We start from the raw sequence: 15,491 nt of genomic DNA, 5'->3' as shown, positions 1-15,491 counted from the left end.
TCAGCGCCCGGCGACCTCCGAGAGGTCCCCGCGCTGGCCGGGGATCTCCGAGGCGGCCATCCGCGCCGCCACCCGGGCGTTGCGCTCGTCCGCCTTACGGGCCAGTTCCAGCGCCGCCTGGTTGAAGCGCACCAGGGACGGCGGGTCGGACGGGCCCAGCAGCCGGCCCTTGAGCTCCGCACGCGCGGGGCCCAGCTTGTCCAGGCGCGGGTCGCGCACCGCCGCCAGCAGCGCCGGGACCTGGGCGGCGTCCGGGGTGAGGATGGTGGCCGCGGTGACGGTCGGGAAGTTCGCCAGGAACTCCTCCTCGCTCATCCCGCTGGTGTTGGCCACCGCATAGGGCTTCTCGCTGATCAGGTAGTCCGAGACCACGCTGGAGACATCGCTGATCAGCAGGTCGGCCTCGTTGAAGCAGCTGTAGAGCGCCGGGCGCGGCCCGGTGATGATCTGGTGCTCCCACTCGGGCAGCGAGGCCCAGTAGGCGGCCTCCCAGGCCGCGGTGGCCGCGTCCACCGCCGCCGCGCGGCCCGGCTCCGGGGCGGTCTGCAGCAGCATCCGCTCGGTTTCGTCCGCGCTGTTGCGGAAGACCGCGGTGGTCAGCCGGTCCAGCTCCACCGTGCGCCGCTCCAGCTCGGCCAGCGCCTCCGGGCCCGGCCGGGCGCCGTCGCGCCGCTCATTGGCCTCGCGGATCATGCGCATGATGCGCTCATTGGCGGCACCGGCCCGCGGATCGACCGAGCCGGTCATCGGGTGCGGCTTGTAGACCAGCCGGACGGCCGGGTCGGCCAGCAGCTCCCGGACGATGTTCTCGCCGGCCAGCATCACCGAGGTGTTGCCCGGGTTGCCGTCCCAGCCCTCCCAGGTGGGGGCGTACAGCACGGTGGTGTACGGATGGACGGGAGCACCCGCGTAGGGCTTGATCGGTGCCAGCTGCGGGCGGCCGACCTCCACCACGTCCTTGTCCTCCACGCCGATGTCGGCGAGCTGGTAGCGCTCCCGCGCGGCCGGACCGGCCACCCACACCTCGTCGTAGGCCTTGGAGTAGGGGTTGCAGCTGGAGAGCTTGTCGCTCTCGCCGTGGTTGATGAAGGCGTGCTTGATCGACGGCATCCGCAGCACCTGCGAGGTCTTGCCGGAGTTCGCCGGGTGCAGCAGCAGCTTGAGGGTGGACTTCTCCAGGGCCATCAGATGGTGGACCTTGGGGATGCAGATGATCGGGACGTCGGTGGCCTCGATCTTCTTCACCATAAAGCGCTCACGCAGCACGATGATGGGCCGCCCGTCCAGCTGGGCGAGGGTGGAGAGCCACATATTGGCCTGGTAGGCCGAGCTGGTGCCGCCGGAGAAGTACATGCCGACGGTGGGCCGGTAGTCGGCCAGCCACTTGTCCAGCCACTCCATGGCCTGCTGCTCATTGGCCACCCGCTTGCCGCGGCGCAGCCAGCTCGCCAGATAGACGGTGCCGCCCAGGGCCAGCAGCAGCCCGAGGGCGACGCCGATGGTGCCGTAGCGGGCCTTGCCGGTGCCGGCCGCGGCCAGCAGGCCGGCCGTCACCGGGACCGCGAAGCGCACCAGGCGCCGGCCGTGCTGGCGGGCCAGGATGCGCGGCGGCGCGGCGCACAGCCGCAGGCCGGAGGCGTCGATATTGCGGGTGACAAACGGCAGGGTGCGGGTGCGGCGGACCAGGATGGCCACCGCCTGGCAGGCCAGATGGGCGCCGTAGAACAGCACCAGGCCGATGAAGAGCGGCGCATAGCCGCTGAGCGAGCCGTCGCCGTGCAGCCGCAGCAGTCCGACCAGGACGAGCATGTCGCGCAGCAGCTGGCGCACCATGACGTCGAAGCGGATCTTGCCGAGCAGCGCCAGCAGACCTGGGTCGCGGTGCTGCAGATAGAGATCGAGCGCGAGGCCCGCCGCCGAGGTGGCGATCAGAAGCGGCGCACTGGGCAGCAGCGCTCCCGTGAGCTGGAGTGCGAAGAACACCAGCATCGCGAGTAGCGCCGCGGCCTGTACGGCTCGGCGGGAGACATTTCCGGCAGAAGGCACTGGGCGGGCTCCTGGCAGGAGGAACTGAGGGGTCTAAGAGACCGTGGTGGACACGTCAAACGGCAACGTTCGGACAACGGCCGCAACCGACCGTATGACGCCCGCTGGGCCAGGAGCAATCTTCCGTCATGGCAATAGCCGCGAAATAGGGTCGAACGACCACAATCCACAGAGGGTAGATTGGCCGCTTCGAAAGCGCGACAGGCCCGGCGAGCACAGGGGAGTATCCACGTTGACAGGGGTGTCAGGGGCAGGGGAGCGGCGCGAGGTCACCGAGGCCCGCCGGATCGTGGTCAAGGTGGGCTCGTCCTCGCTGACCACCGCGGTCGGCGGACTGGACGCCGACCGGGTGGACGCCCTGGTGGATGTGATCGCCAGAGTGCTCGGGGACACCCGGGACAAGGAGATCGTCCTGGTCTCCTCCGGCGCCATCGCGGCCGGCCTGGCCCCGCTGGGGCTGGACCGGCGCCCCCGCGACCTGGCCCGCCAGCAGGCGGCCGCCAGCGTCGGACAGGGGCTGCTGGTGGCCCGCTACACCGCCTCCTTCGCCCGCTACGGCCGCCGGGTCGGCCAGGTCCTGCTGACCACCGACGACACCAGCCGCCGGGCGCACTACCGCAACGCCCGCCGCACCCTGGACCAGCTGCTGGCCATGGGCGCCGTCCCGGTGGTCAACGAGAACGACACGGTGGCCACCGACGAGATCCGCTTCGGTGACAACGACCGGCTGGCCGCCCTGGTCGCCCACCTGGTACGGGCCGACCTGCTGGTGCTGCTCTCCGATGTGGACGGCCTCTACGACGGCGACCCCAGCACCCCCGGCACCTCGCGCATCCCCGAGGTCACCGGCCCGCGCGACCTCGACGGCATCTCCATCGGCAGCGCCGGCAAGGCCGGGGTGGGCACCGGCGGCATGGTCACCAAGGTGGAGGCCGCCCGGATCGCCGCCGCCGCGGGCATCCCGGTGGTCCTCACCTCCGCCAGCCGCGCCGCCGACGCCCTGCTGGGCCGTCCCACCGGCACCTTCTTCCACCGCACCGGCCGCCGCCCCGACGGCCGGCTGCTCTGGCTGGCCCACGCCTCCACCCCGCGCGGCTCGCTCACCCTGGACGAGGGCGCGGTACGGGCCGTGGTCCAGGGCACCGGCTCGCTGCTGCCCGCGGGCATCGCGGCGGTGGACGGCGAGTTCTCCGCGGGCGACCCGGTGGAACTGCGGGATGTCACCGGCCGGGCGGTGGCCCGTGGCCTGGTGTCCTACGACGCCGGGGAGATCCCCCGGCTGCTCGGCCGCTCCACCCGCGATCTGGCCCGTGAGCTGGGGCCCGAGTACGAGCGGGAGGTCGTGCACCGGGACGACCTGGTGGTGCTGCACCCCTGACGGGCGTCCGACGGGCGTGCGACGGGTGTCCGACGGGCGTCAACCCCGGCGGGCCCCGCCCCAGGTGAGCCCAGGCTTTCCTCGGAACCTTTCCGGAAAACCGCCCCGCGGCCGCCGTCGGGCTGGTCAACTTTGATGTGCGGGGCCGTCGCGGGCGGGCGGTGCCGAGAGCAGGGCCAGACCAGCACGACACGGCTCCGCCGCGCGCCGCGCGGGGCCGGCGACAACAGGAGGCCGCCGGTGAGACGAGGGCGCCCAGGGGCCCTGCCGCACGCCCGCAGGGCTGCGGAGGAGGAGCGCACGCTGACCAGCGTCGGGGAGACCGGCCCGGTGGAATCCGCCGGGGAGGCCGCCGGGGAGACCTCCCGGCTGTGGCACATCACCCTCAGCGTCTCCGGCGCCGAGGCACCCCCGGCGGAGGTCCGGCGGGCCTTGGAGCAGCTCGCCCATGACCACCCCTTCCTGCTGACCAGCCGCTACGCGGGCGACCACGCCGAGATCCGGTACTGGGAGGAGGCCCGCGACCTCCATGACGCCGCCGCCGTGGCCCTGCGGCTGTGGGGCGAGCACCGCTCCACGGCCCGGCTGCCGCCCTGGGAGATCGTCGGCCTGGAGGTCATCGACCGGGAGACCTACCAGCAGCGCGTCGCCGAGGGCTATGGCCCGCTCCCGGCCACCCCCGTGGGCGTCCACCCCTTCTGACCGGGACGCCCTGCCACGGCCCCTGGCCGACCGCGCTGTCCACCCCCTGAAACGTGGTGAACCATCGCCCGCCGGGCGACTACCCTGCCAGCCATGAGCAGCGAGTTCCCCTCCCCCCTGGCCGACCCCATGCCCCAGTCCGCCGTGCTGCGCGCCGCCTACCGCGCCCGCGCCGCCGCCGCCGACCTGGCGCCGCTGCCACGCTCGGCCAAGGACGACGCGCTGCTCGCCATCGCGGACGCCCTGGAGGTCCGTACCAAGGAGATCCTCCAGGCCAACGCCGAGGACGTGGCCAAGGCCCGCGCCGCGGGCACCCCCGAGAGCACCGTGGACCGGCTGACCCTCACCCCCGAGCGGGTCCGGGCCATCGCCGCCGATGTCCGCAATGTGGTGGCGCTGCCCGACCCGGTGGGCGAGGTGGTCCGCGGCTCCACCCTCCCCAACGGCATCGACCTGCGCCAGGTCCGGGTCCCGCTCGGGGTGGTCGGCATCATCTACGAGGCCCGCCCCAATGTGACCGTGGACGCCGCCGCGCTCTGCCTGAAGTCCGGCAACGCCGTGCTGCTGCGCGGCTCGTCCTCCGCGTACGCCTCCAACACCGCACTGGTCCGGGTGATCCGGGACGCGGTGGGCGGCGCCGGGCTGCCCGCCGACGCCGTCCAGCTGGTGCCGGGGGAGAGCCGGGAGTCGGTCCGCGAGCTGATGCGCGCCCGCGGCATGGTGGACGTCCTCATCCCGCGCGGCGGCGCCGACCTGATCCGCACCGTGGTCCAGGAGTCCACGGTCCCGGTGATCGAGACCGGCACCGGCAACTGCCATGTCTATGTGGACGCCGAAGCCGACCTCGACATGGCGGTGCAGATCCTGCTCAACTCCAAGGCCCAGCGCCCCAGCGTCTGCAACGCCGCCGAGACGCTGCTGGTGCACCAGGACATCGCCGAGCGCTTCCTGCCCCGGGCCCTGGCCGTGCTGGCCGAGGCCGGGGTGACCGTGCACGGCGACGAGCGGGTACAGGAACTGGCCAAGGGCTCCCCGGCCACCGTGGTCCCGGCGGTGGTGGAGGACTGGGAGACCGAGTACCTCTCCTATGACATCGCGGCGGCCGTGGTGGACTCGCTGGACGCGGCGGTGGCGCATATCCGGCTGTGGTCCTCCGGGCACACCGAGGCCATTGTCACCACCTCCCAGGCGGCCGCCCGCCGCTTCACCCAGCTGGTGGACTCCACCACGGTGGCCGTCAACGCCTCCACCCGGTTCACCGACGGCAGCCAGTTCGGCTTCGGCGCCGAAATCGGCATCTCCACCCAGAAGTTGCACGCCCGGGGGCCCATGGGCCTGCCGGAACTCACCTCCACCAAGTACATCGTCACCGGCGACGGCCACACCCGGCGCTAGCACCGGGGCCGGCGGCGGACCGAATTCCCGTCCCGCACGCGCGGATTGACCGCTTCGGGTTTACGCTGGACGGGTGCCGGACGACGTGGGGGGCAAGCCGTTCCCGGACGGCGAGGAGCCCGACAGCCACGGCCACGGGGGCGCGGACGACCCGTTCGCCTCCGTGGTCTTCGACGAGGACTTCGTGCGGTCCGCCGTGATCCACGAACCCAGCGCGGCCGAGCGGATACTGGCCGCCGACCGGGCCCGTGCCGAGGCGGACGCCGCCCGCGCCCGCCCGGCCGCCGGCTCCGCCGAGGACGACCTCTGCCAGGAGCCGCACCAAGGCCCCCTGGGCGCGGGCGAGTTGCCCGGCCTGACCCATGACCTCGATCCCGACGACGCCTATGGCCCCTACGGCCGGTACGGCTCCTGGCGCCGCCCCTACCGAGGCCGGGCCCGCTGGCACCGCCCGGTGGCCTGGGTGCTGGCCATGGTGATGGGCATCGGAGTGATCGCGCTGGCCTTCGCGGCCGTCTACCGCAGCGCCTCCTCCGGGGAGCGCCGCGACCCCTCCCCGCCACCCGCCACCACCGGCCTGGACACCGCCGCGACCGGGCAGCCGGGCGCCCTGCCCTCGGTCCCGGCCGGCTCAAGGGCCCCGGCCGCCTCCGCCGCAACACGCCGGGGCTGACCGCCGCCACCCGGGGAAGTTGTCGCGTACCAGCGCGTTTACCAAAGCGCCGGGAGACCTACCCTTGAGGTATGGACGGGCCTGGAGACCCACCTGAGGGGACCCCCGAGGGCGTTCCGGGAGGTGGCGACGAGGAGTACCGATCCGTCGTCTTCGACGAATCGTTCGTCCGCGCTGCCCGGCTCCAGGAATCCTCCGCCCAGGAGCGGATGACCGATCACGCGCCCGCCGTCCGTACCCGGCACGCCTGGGCCCGGCTGGGCGCCTCCCGCCAGCTGCTGCTCCTGGTGGTGCTGATCACCCTGGCCTTCGGCACGGCCGTCTATATGGGCCTGCGCCACCCCTACAAGGAACCCCGGCCGCCCGCCGCCGAGCCGCTGCGCAGCACCGTGGTGCCACTGGTGCCGCGCGACCCGGTGCCCGGCGGCCCGCCCGCCCGGCTGTTCGCCGACAGCCCGGCGGCCCATCTGCGCGACGGAGTGGACGGCATCAATCTGCCGGCGGTACGGCGCACCCAGAACTTCTCCGAGGGCCTGGTGATGGCCGCGCTGGCCACCGCCAAGGAGTACACCCGCAAATCCGCCCTGGACCGGGGGGTGTTGCTGGGCGCCGACCCGCGCGCCGTCCGGCTGCTGCTGGCGCCCTCTCAACTGGCCCAGTTCGACCGGAGTCTGGCCAAACCGGCCGCCGACGGGCTGCATGCGGCGACCGGTTGGATGGTGCGCTTCGACCCCGCCCGGATCGCGCTGGCGGACCCGGTGGTCCGCACCTCGGGCGCCTTCACCGTCACCGAGGTCTCGCCCGCGGCCCTGGAGGTCTCGGCCGACCACACCTTCGTCTACGCCGTACGCCCGGCCAACGCCCCGCAGTCGGCACCGGCCTCACTGTTCACCGTGCGCCGGGTGATGCGCTTCCGCTTCGACCGCGACGATCTCCAGGGCAACCGGCTCCAGGTACTGCAGAGTTATGTCCAGGCCGGCCCGGAGACCTGCTCCACGGATGACGCGGCCTATCTGCACCCGCTGCTGGCAGGCCAGCGCCCCGGCGAGGACCGCCGCCCCGGCACCGACCCCTACGCCACCGATGCCCCGACCGCCGCCCTCTGCGGCGTACTGGCTCCTTCAGCACAGCCAAGCGCCCCCTGAGGGGCCCCGCAAGGGGCACCCCTCAGGGGCGCGGGCCGGCTTCATCATGCGGCTCCGCCGCGTGGGCGCGACCAGCCACAAACAACTCGCACCCGAAAACGGCCTACGAAGCATCCTTGCCCGGCCCCTCCGAGGGCCCCTCGGAACCCCCCTTCGCCCCCCGGAACGTATCCCGCAGCCTGCTGCCCAAGTCCCCCGCGCCGCCCGCGATATCGCGCACCAGCCCCATCAGCGGATCCTTGCTGGAGCGCACCGAATCCGCGTAGTGCCCGGCCGTCTCCCGGAAGGAGCCGGACACCGACGCCTCCCCGTCCTCCGACCGCCGCGGATAGTGCCCGTCCATGATCCGCTGAAAATCCCTGCTCTCCGCCCATCGCTTGAGCTCGGCCGCCCTTACCACCGCGAAGGGATGGCTCCGAGGCAGCAGATTCATGATCTTCAGCACCGAGTCCCGCAGGTCACCCCCGGCCTCGTACTCCTCGGCCTGGGCCAGGAACGCGTCCACGTTCATCTCGTGCAGATGGTTGCCGCCCGCGATCTTCATCAGCCCGCGCAGCGAGGCCTGCGGATCCTGCCCCACCAGCAGCCCCGCCCGGTCCGCCGACAGCTCCGACTTGCGGAACCACTCCCGCAGGGCGGTCACCAGGCCCATCACCGCTATGTTGCCCAGCGGGATCCAGGCCACCTTGACCGCCACATTGGTCAGGAACAGCAGTATCGTGCGGTAGACCGCGTGCCCGGAGAGCGCATGGCCCACCTCGTGGCCCACGACCGCCCGCATCTCCTCCTCGTCCAGCAGCTCCAGCAGCCCGGTGGTGAGCACCAGGACCGGCTCGTCCAGCCCGACGCACATGGCACCCGGCTGCGGATCCTGGGTGACATACATCGGCGGAACCCGGGGCAGGTCCAGGATCTGGCAGGCGTCCAGCAGCATGGTGTGCAGATACGGGAACTGCTGCTCGCTCACCCGCACGGAGTCCGACAGGAACAGCAGCCGCAGACTGCGCTCCGGCAGCAGCCCGCTGAGCGCCTTGAACACCGTGTCGAAGCCGCTGAGCTTGCGCAGCGCCACCAGCGCCGAACGGTCCGCCGGGTGCTCATAGGCCCGGGACGAGATGCCCGGGAACCGCCTGCGGTCGCGGGCGGGCGACCGCTCGCCGCCCACCGTGTCCTCGCTCATGGAACCCATGGAAAACCCCCTCGGCTCGGCCGTCCCCCTTGGCTGATGGACCCCACCCTAGGCCGTGTCACTGACATGGCTACCGTGGAGACATGCCCGCTATCCAGGAATTCGCCGCCCACCCCGCCCTCACCGAGGTGCTCGCCGTCAACGCCCACGACCAGGGCCCCGGCACGATGCTGCGCACCGTGCTGCTGGTGCTGCTGGTGGGCGTCCCGCTCACCGCCTGGCTCCTGCTGCGCGGCTACCGGAAGTGACCGTCCGGTACGCCCGTGCCCGGAGTCGGCGTGAGCTTCGGATAAGTCCCCGCATACGATGTGGCCGAAGTCTCCACCCGATCCCTCCCGGATAGGTTCCTGCCGACGTGAACATCGCATCTGCCCACGCCGCCCTGGTCACCCTCGCCTCCGAGGGCGAGCATGTGGACACCCACAAGAGCATCAGCCCCTTTATGACCGGTGGCGCCGCGCTGGTCATCCTGCTTCTGCTGCTCTGGATCACCACCCGTTTCAACCGGGACCGCTGAGCCGGGAGCGTCCCCGGACGGCCGGTGCCGCACGGCGCCCAGTAGGGTCTGCACGCATGGGACAGCAGACGGAGCCCGTCAAGCGGCGGCTCGGCGTGATGGGCGGGACCTTCGACCCGGTCCACCACGGCCACCTGGTCGCCGCCAGTGAAGTGGCGGCACAGTTCCACCTCGACGAGGTGGTCTTTGTGCCGACCGGGGAGCCCTGGCAGAAGAGCCACCGCCGGGTCTCGCCCGCCGAGGACCGCTATCTGATGACGGTGATCGCCACCGCGTCCAACCCGCAGTTCTCGGTCAGCCGCATCGACATCGACCGCGGCGGTCCCACCTACACCACGGACACCCTGCGTGAGCTGCGGGACCTCAACCCCGACACGGACCTGTTCTTCATCACCGGCGCTGACGCGCTCTCCCAGATCCTCACCTGGCGCGACACCGACGAGCTCTTCCAGCTCGCCCACTTCATCGGGGTGACCCGGCCCGGCCACATACTGGCCAACCCCGGGCTGCCCGACGACCGGGTCTCCTTTGTGGAGGTCCCGGCCCTGGCCATCTCCTCCTCCGACTGCCGGGCCCGGGTGGCGGCCGGGGAGCCGGTCTGGTATCTGGTGCCCGACGGTGTGGTGCGCTACATCGACAAGCGCAAGCTGTACCGTCACGACGGCTGACAACCGGCCGATCCCGGCTCGAGGGCCATTCGAGGGGCACCGTTGAACGACCGCCAGGACCCGTACCCGCACGATCCCTACGCGTACCAGCCGCAGGTCTACGGCTATGACGCCTATGGGCAGCCGGTGTACCACCCGGACGCGCCGGAGCGGGTCTATGACGTCTATGGCCGGCCCCTCCAGCAGTACCCCGCTGCGCAGCAGGCCCAGGGCTACGACCCCTATGCCGCCGCCTCCCAGCAGCAGTTCCAGCACCCCGGCCAGGACCCCGCCGCCCCCCAGCCGCAGCCGCAGTTCCAGCCGCAGTCGCAGACCCGGCAGCAGGAGCGGGTCCCCCGGCAGACCGAGCGGCAGGCCGACTGGCAGGCCGAGCCCGCGGCCCCGGCGGAGCCGCAGATCCCCGAGCCGCGCCAGGCACCGGACCAGGCCGCCGGCGGCGAGGAGGCGCCGGTCTACCGCACCGAGCAGTTCTCCTTTGTCGAGACCCCGGACGAGGAGTCCGAGGACGTCATCGACTGGCTGAAGTTCAGCGAGAGCCGCACCGAACGCCGCGATGAGCGCAAGCGCAAGGGCCGCAACCGCTATCTGGCGCTGGGCGTGGCCCTGGTGCTGGTCCTGGCCGGCGGCCTGGCCTGGTTCTTCCTGGCCGGGACGGACCAGAAGAAGGGCGGCGCGGCCGCCGGTGCCCAGCAGCGCGATGTGATCGTGGTCCATCTGCGCCAGATCAAGGGCGGCGGCAGCTCCACCGCCCTGCTGGTGGACAACCGGACCACCCAGAAGGCCACCACCGTCCTGCTGCCCAACTCGCTGGCCGTGGCCAAGGAGGGCGGCGGCGCCACCACTCTGGGCAAATCGGTCACCGACGCGGGTACCGGCGCCACCAGGGACGCCCTCAACACCCTGCTGGGCTCGCAGATCAAGGGCAGCTGGCGGCTGGACACCCCCTATCTGGAGAACCTGGTCCAGCTGGTCGGCGGCATCACCCTGGACGCGGACACCGATGTCCCGGGCGCCAAGCCCGGCGACCAGCCCCAGGTGCACCGCGGCAGCGGCCAGAACCTCAATGGGCAGACGGCGGTCGCCTATGCCACCTACCGGGGCGCCCGCGAGGACCAGAACCAGCAGCTGGCCCGCTTCGGACAGGTGATGCAGGCCGTACTGAAGAAGCTCTCCACCGACACCGGTGCGGCCACCAACACCGTGGAGCAGCTGGCCCAGATCCCCGACCCCTCGCTGTCGGTCAAGGAACTGGGCGCCTCACTGGCCCAGCTGGCCGCCCGGGCCCGGGCCGGTGCCTATGACACCGCGCTGCTGCCGGTACGGGCGGACGGCACCCTGGACGGAGCGGCCGCCGACCGGGTGGTCAAGGACGTACTGGGCGGCGCGGTGAAGAGCGCCGGCCAGGACAGCACCCCCCGGGTGAGCGTGAGGAACGCCACAGGCGGCCCGGCCGCGGCCCAGTCGGCCCAGGTGGCGCTGGTCAACGGCGGCTACACCTACCTCGACGGCGGCACCGTCCCGGTCCAGCACGCCTCCTCGGTGGTCTACACCGACGACAAGCGGGCCGGGGACGCCCGGGAGGCAGCCAAGACGCTGGGGCTGCCGGTGAGCGCGGTGAAGAAGGGACAGGGCGCGGCCAACGCCGACATCACGGTGGTGCTCGGCAAGGACTACCGGAGCTGAGCGGGGCCGAAAAGCCAGGGGAGGGCACCGGCGGGTCATGAGACCCTTGAGGCGTACCGACCCCTAGCGAAAGCATGGCTTGTGACCGCCACGGACCGCTCCATCGAGCTCATCCAGGCCGCCGCCCAGGCGGCTGCCGACAAGCTCGCGCACGACATCATCGCCTATGACGTCAGCGATGTGCTGTCGATCACCGACGCCTTCCTGCTGGCCTCGGCCCCCAACGACCGCCAGGTCAAGTCGATCGTTGACGAGATCGAGGAGCGGCTGCTGAAGGAGCTGGGCGCCAAGCCGGTGCGGCGCGAGGGCGACCGCGACGCCCGCTGGGTGCTGCTGGACTATGTGGACATCGTGGTGCACGTCCAGCACAGCGAGGAGCGCGTCTTCTACGCACTGGAGCGGCTGTGGAAGGACTGCCCGGAGATCCAGCTGCCCGCCGACGCGGTGGCCACCAAGGGCAAGGCCGAGGAGTACGCCCGGACCCAGGCCGGTGAGGGCGCCCCGCACGGGGAGCTCAGCTGAACGGCAGCGGCGGCGGCCGGGGCCGCCGCATAGTGCTGTGGCGGCACGGCCAGACGGCCTGGAACGTCGAGCGCCGCTTCCAGGGCTCCACGGACATCGAGCTGACCGAGACCGGGGTGGCCCAGGCCCGCCGGGCCGCCCGGCTGCTGGCCGCAATGAAGCCGGACGCCATCCTGGCCTCCGACCTCAAGCGGGCCACCGCCACCGCCGCCGAGCTGTCCTCGCTCACCGGGCTGCCGGTGACCAGTGACGCCGGACTGCGGGAGACCTATGCCGGGGTGTGGCAGGGCCTCACCCATGAGGAGATCATCGAGCGCTACGGCGAGCAGTACGCGGCGTGGAAGCGCGGTGAACCGGTGCGGCGCGGCGGCGGTGAGCTGGAGACCGAGGTGGCCGACCGGGCCGCCCCGGTGGTGCTCTCCGGCGCGGAGAAGCTGCCGGACGGCGGCACCCTGGTGGTGGTCAGCCATGGCGGCACCATCCGCACCACCATCGGCCGGCTGCTGGGCCTGGCGCCGCACTCCTGGGAGGCGCTCGGCGGCCTCACCAACTGCTGCTGGTCGGTGCTGGGCGAGGGCGCCCGCGGCTGGCGGCTGCTGGAGCACAACGCCGGCACCCTGCCCGAGCCCGTCCTCGGCGACGACGACTGAGCGCCGCCGGGGGCGGCCTCCGCCCGATTTCACATTTGGCCAGGTCGCAGGCTAAAGTTCTTCTTGTTCGCGGGGAACGCGGGGGAAAACCTCCGGGGGAACCGAGAGCAGCGGGGCTATAGCTCAGTTGGTAGAGCGCCTGCATGGCATGCAGGAGGTCAGGAGTTCAATTCTCCTTAGCTCCACAGTCCTGATGATCCCGCCCTTCTCTTGAGGAGAAGGGCGGGATCTTCGTTTTCAGCCCACCTTCTCCGGCTCCCGGGTCTCCGCCTGCAGGGCGCGTATCTCGGAGAGCCGGCGGGCGTGCACACAGCAGCCGATGACCGGGTCCCCCTCGGCGCACAGCCGCTGTATCCGCTCGCGGCTCTCCTCGTCATTGGGTGTGTAGACCACGATCCGGGTCTCCGGAACGCCGCCCACCGCCAGCGAGGTGGAGGTCAGCCGGAGTTCGCCCACCGAGACATGGTGCACATGCTTTATCCGGTGGCCGGGCGGCAGTACATCCCCCGCGTTCCACAGCCGGCGGAAGTCCTCGCTGGCCGTACTCAGCCGCTCGATCAGGCTTTCCCAGGCGGGCTCGCCCACATGACGGCCATAGGCACCGCGGAACGCGGCCACCAGCAGGGGCAGTTCGGCCTCCCGGTCGATAAAGGGGCAGCAGCAGGGAGGCACGGTGAACAGCTGCCACAGGACATTGCCCTTGCCTTCCGGGGTGAGGTGGATGAAGGGGAACATGGCCCCATAGGCGGTGTTGGCGGCCAGCACGTCGTAACGGGCGTTGTAGACCACGGCGGGCAGCGGATGGAGGCTCTCCACGATGCCCAGCACCTCCGGGCCGACGAACTCCGCGTCGGCCACCCGCTCCGGGGCGTAGGGGACTTCGGCGAGCTGGTAGAGGTGCTCGCGCTCCGCCTGGTCCAGCCGGAGGGTGCGGGCGATGGCGTCCAGCACCTGCACGCTGGCATTGATCGGACGGCCCTGCTCCAGCCAGGTGTACCAGGTGACGCCGACGCCGGAGAGCTGGGCGACCTCCTCCCGGCGCAGCCCGGGGGTACGGCGCCGCAGCCCGCCGGGCATACCGACGTCGGCCGGGGTCACCCGGGCCCTTCTGCTGCGCAGAAAGGCGGCCAGCTCCGGGCGTTTGCGTCCGTTGGTCGTCGCCATGGTGGTCATTCCCCCATCGTCATCGTCGGCCCGGGGGGTTGCCAGGTGCTGTCGGTACCAGCATCCGTGGGCTCTCGGTACCCGTGCAGCGCCTGCCCGAGGCTGGTTGCCATGACCGAGATCCTCGCCGAAGCCTCCCCCACTCGTTCCGTCAGTAAAGCGGGTGCCACTGACAACGCCGCCGCCCAGGGTGCCCGGGGCCGCCCGCCGAGACCGGCCTGGCTGCTGGCGATCGTGCTCACCGGCCAATTCATGGCGCTGCTCGATGTGTTCATCGTCAATGTGGCCGCCCCGACCATCCGCACCGAGCTGCATGCCTCGGGAGCCGGGATGCAGCTGATAGTGGCGGGCTACACCATCGCCTATGCCGTGCTGCTGATCACCGGCGCCCGGCTGGGCGCCCGCCATGGCCACCGGCGGCTGTTCCTGCTGGGCGTGGCGCTGTTCACGCTGGCCTCGCTCAGCTGTGGACTCGCCGCGGATACGGGGCAGTTGATAGCGTTCCGGTTTGTTCAGGGCGCCGGGTCCGCGATGATGCTGCCGCAGGTGCTCAGCCTCATCCAGCGTACGTATACCGGTAGTTCGCGCACCCGGGCACTGGGTGCCTACTCGGCGGTGCTGGCCTCCGGCGCGGCGGCGGGCATGATCGTGGGCGGGGTGCTGGTCAGCGCGGATCTCTATGGGCTGAGCTGGCGGCCGGTGTTCCTGGTGAATGTGCCGATAGGCGTGCTGCTTGTGGCGTTGGGCCTGCGGCTGATGCCGCGTGACCGGCGGCAGGCGGGCGAGGGCTCCCGGGGGCTGGATCTGCCGGGCCTGCTGCTGCTGGCGGCGGCGGTCACCCTGTTCACGGTGCCGATGGTGCTGGGGCAGGACCAGGGCTGGCCGCTGTGGTGCTGGGCGTCCTTCGCCTTGAGCGCGGTGCTGGCGGTGGTGTTCGGGGCCTATGAGTCCCGGCTGGCCCGGCGCGGGGGAGCGCCGCTGATATCGCCGGTGGTGCTGCGGGCGCCCGGAATGCCCCGGGCGGTGGCCCGGATCGGGCTGTCCATGGCGGTCAACGGGGCCTTTCTGCTGGTGCTTTCGCTCCATCTGCAAAGCGCCCTGGGGTTCAGCGCCCAGCAGACGGGCCTGGCGTTTGTGCCCATGGCCGCGTTGTTCGGCGTCATAGGTCTCAACTGGCAGCGTCTGCCCGCCCGCTGGCATGGTGCGCTGGCGCCGGTGGGCCTGGTGCTGGCGGCGGCCGGCTATCTGGGGCTGGGACTGCTGCTCCGGGGCGGGGGCGATGGCGGTGCCGCGCTCTATGTGCTGACGGCCGCCTGTGGGGCCGGGGTGAGCATGGCCTTCAGCCCCACGCTGACCCGGGCGCTGGCCACCGTGGATCCGGAGCACGCCGCGGACGCCAGCGGGCTGCTGGCCACCACCTCGCAGATCGGCATGCTCACCGGTATCGCCGTCTTCGGGGCGGTGTACCTGGGCGGCGCCGGGGGCGCGGGGGCGCATATGGCGGCGCATTCGCTCTGGATCACCTGCCTCGCCCTGGGGGGTACGGCCGTGGCCGCGGTGGGTACGGGCCTGGTGCGGCCGCGGCGCTGACCTGGCGCCCGTCGCATGGCAGAATCGGACAGCCGGGAGCGGACGGGGCCGAAGGGGAGGGAAGGCATTATGCCGATGCGCATCCTCGCGGAGTCCGATGCCCTCCCTCTGACGGCGTCGATTCAGTGTCCGGCATGCGGATCCGCTCATGTGGCCCAGGTGCTTGGCG

At 71.8% G+C, this 15,491-nt stretch carries 15 protein-coding genes and 1 tRNA gene; 13 read left to right on the top strand and 3 right to left on the bottom strand.

Annotated elements, in window-relative coordinates:
* On the bottom strand, positions 1 to 2,046 hold the full coding sequence (locus CV755_RS17315; protein WP_109281125.1) for a hypothetical protein: 2,046 nt from the start codon (positions 2,044 to 2,046) through the stop codon (positions 1 to 3).
* 241 nt (positions 2,047 to 2,287) lie between these two features.
* On the opposite strand from CV755_RS17315, the gene proB reads away from it, so the two are divergent.
* The 5 genes from proB to CV755_RS17290 all read left to right on the top strand — a co-directional run bounded on the left by proB (position 2,288) and on the right by CV755_RS17290 (position 7,339).
* Complete coding sequence (proB, locus tag CV755_RS17310) at positions 2,288 to 3,424, top strand: glutamate 5-kinase (protein ID WP_109281124.1); 1,137 nt, start codon at positions 2,288 to 2,290, stop codon at positions 3,422 to 3,424.
* Between the two features lie 240 nt (positions 3,425 to 3,664).
* On the top strand, positions 3,665 to 4,126 hold the full coding sequence (locus CV755_RS17305; protein WP_109281123.1) for a hypothetical protein: 462 nt from the start codon (positions 3,665 to 3,667) through the stop codon (positions 4,124 to 4,126).
* Positions 4,127 to 4,219: 93 nt separating this feature from the next.
* On the top strand, positions 4,220 to 5,521 hold the full coding sequence (locus CV755_RS17300) for a glutamate-5-semialdehyde dehydrogenase (RefSeq protein WP_422070557.1): 1,302 nt from the start codon (positions 4,220 to 4,222) through the stop codon (positions 5,519 to 5,521).
* 73 nt (positions 5,522 to 5,594) lie between these two features.
* Complete coding sequence (locus CV755_RS17295) at positions 5,595 to 6,194, top strand: SCO2584 family spore wall biosynthesis protein (RefSeq protein ID WP_109281122.1); 600 nt, start codon at positions 5,595 to 5,597, stop codon at positions 6,192 to 6,194.
* A gap of 71 nt (positions 6,195 to 6,265) precedes the next feature.
* Entirely contained in the window at positions 6,266 to 7,339 is a 1,074-nt protein-coding gene (locus tag CV755_RS17290) for an SCO2583 family membrane protein (RefSeq protein WP_109281121.1), read from the top strand.
* A 103-nt stretch (positions 7,340 to 7,442) separates the two neighbouring features.
* On the opposite strand, the gene CV755_RS17285 is transcribed toward CV755_RS17290, so the two are convergent.
* A complete protein-coding gene (locus CV755_RS17285) occupies positions 7,443 to 8,519 on the bottom strand; it encodes a M48 family metallopeptidase (protein ID WP_109281930.1) in 1,077 nt (358 codons plus the stop codon).
* A 92-nt stretch (positions 8,520 to 8,611) separates the two neighbouring features.
* Here CV755_RS17285 and CV755_RS35165 point away from each other — a divergent pair, with 92 nt between their 5' ends.
* The 7 genes from CV755_RS35165 to CV755_RS17260 all read left to right on the top strand — a co-directional run bounded on the left by CV755_RS35165 (position 8,612) and on the right by CV755_RS17260 (position 12,753).
* Positions 8,612 to 8,776, top strand: a complete 165-nt coding sequence (locus CV755_RS35165) for a hypothetical protein (RefSeq protein WP_164503297.1) — start codon at positions 8,612 to 8,614, stop codon at positions 8,774 to 8,776.
* A gap of 107 nt (positions 8,777 to 8,883) precedes the next feature.
* Positions 8,884 to 9,045: a hypothetical protein gene (locus CV755_RS35160; RefSeq protein WP_164503296.1), complete on the top strand. Its 162-nt coding sequence runs from the start codon at positions 8,884 to 8,886 to the stop codon at positions 9,043 to 9,045.
* 56 nt (positions 9,046 to 9,101) lie between these two features.
* Positions 9,102 to 9,713, top strand: coding sequence for a nicotinate-nucleotide adenylyltransferase (nadD, locus tag CV755_RS17280; protein ID WP_109281120.1), 612 nt, complete (start codon positions 9,102 to 9,104; stop codon positions 9,711 to 9,713).
* A 42-nt stretch (positions 9,714 to 9,755) separates the two neighbouring features.
* Positions 9,756 to 11,396 (top strand): LCP family protein, encoded by a 1,641-nt coding sequence (locus CV755_RS17275; RefSeq protein ID WP_109281119.1) that lies wholly within the window; start codon positions 9,756 to 9,758, stop codon positions 11,394 to 11,396.
* An 81-nt stretch (positions 11,397 to 11,477) separates the two neighbouring features.
* Complete coding sequence (rsfS, locus tag CV755_RS17270; RefSeq protein WP_109281118.1) at positions 11,478 to 11,918, top strand: ribosome silencing factor; 441 nt, start codon at positions 11,478 to 11,480, stop codon at positions 11,916 to 11,918.
* A complete protein-coding gene (locus tag CV755_RS17265) occupies positions 11,915 to 12,568 on the top strand; it encodes a histidine phosphatase family protein (RefSeq protein WP_109281117.1) in 654 nt (217 codons plus the stop codon). The genes rsfS and CV755_RS17265 overlap by 4 nt, the downstream gene beginning before the upstream one ends.
* 112 nt (positions 12,569 to 12,680) lie before the next feature.
* A tRNA-Ala gene (locus tag CV755_RS17260) sits at positions 12,681 to 12,753 on the top strand.
* 52 nt (positions 12,754 to 12,805) lie between these two features.
* Here the strand turns inward: CV755_RS17260 and CV755_RS17255 are convergent.
* Positions 12,806 to 13,732, bottom strand: coding sequence for a helix-turn-helix transcriptional regulator (locus CV755_RS17255; protein WP_364852024.1), 927 nt, complete (start codon positions 13,730 to 13,732; stop codon positions 12,806 to 12,808).
* Positions 13,733 to 13,843: 111 nt separating this feature from the next.
* Between CV755_RS17255 and CV755_RS17250 the strand changes: the two genes are divergently transcribed.
* The gene (locus CV755_RS17250) at positions 13,844 to 15,322 is read left to right on the top strand and encodes an MFS transporter (protein WP_193553420.1); all 1,479 of its coding nucleotides are present in this window, start codon (positions 13,844 to 13,846) and stop codon (positions 15,320 to 15,322) included.
* Positions 15,323 to 15,491: the final 169 nt, after the last annotated feature.

Source organism: Streptomyces orinoci (assembly GCF_003121295.1).
Lineage (GTDB): Bacteria > Actinomycetota > Actinomycetes > Streptomycetales > Streptomycetaceae > Streptomyces > Streptomyces orinoci.
Note: the sequence above shows the minus strand (reverse complement) of the source record. Positions and strands in the feature narration are given on the sequence as shown.

Coding starts and splice junctions, on each gene's coding strand:
- CV755_RS17300 (WP_422070557.1), top strand. CDS start 4,220: ATGAGCAGCGAGTTCCCCTCCCCCCTGGCCGACCCCATGCCCCAGTCC.
- CV755_RS35165 (WP_164503297.1), top strand. CDS start 8,612: ATGCCCGCTATCCAGGAATTCGCCGCCCACCCCGCCCTCACCGAGGTG.
- CV755_RS17285 (WP_109281930.1), bottom strand. CDS start 8,519: ATGAGCGAGGACACGGTGGGCGGCGAGCGGTCGCCCGCCCGCGACCGC.
- CV755_RS17250 (WP_193553420.1), top strand. CDS start 13,844: ATGACCGAGATCCTCGCCGAAGCCTCCCCCACTCGTTCCGTCAGTAAA.
- nadD (WP_109281120.1), top strand. CDS start 9,102: ATGGGACAGCAGACGGAGCCCGTCAAGCGGCGGCTCGGCGTGATGGGC.
- CV755_RS17255 (WP_364852024.1), bottom strand. CDS start 13,732: ATGGCGACGACCAACGGACGCAAACGCCCGGAGCTGGCCGCCTTTCTG.
- CV755_RS17290 (WP_109281121.1), top strand. CDS start 6,266: ATGGACGGGCCTGGAGACCCACCTGAGGGGACCCCCGAGGGCGTTCCG.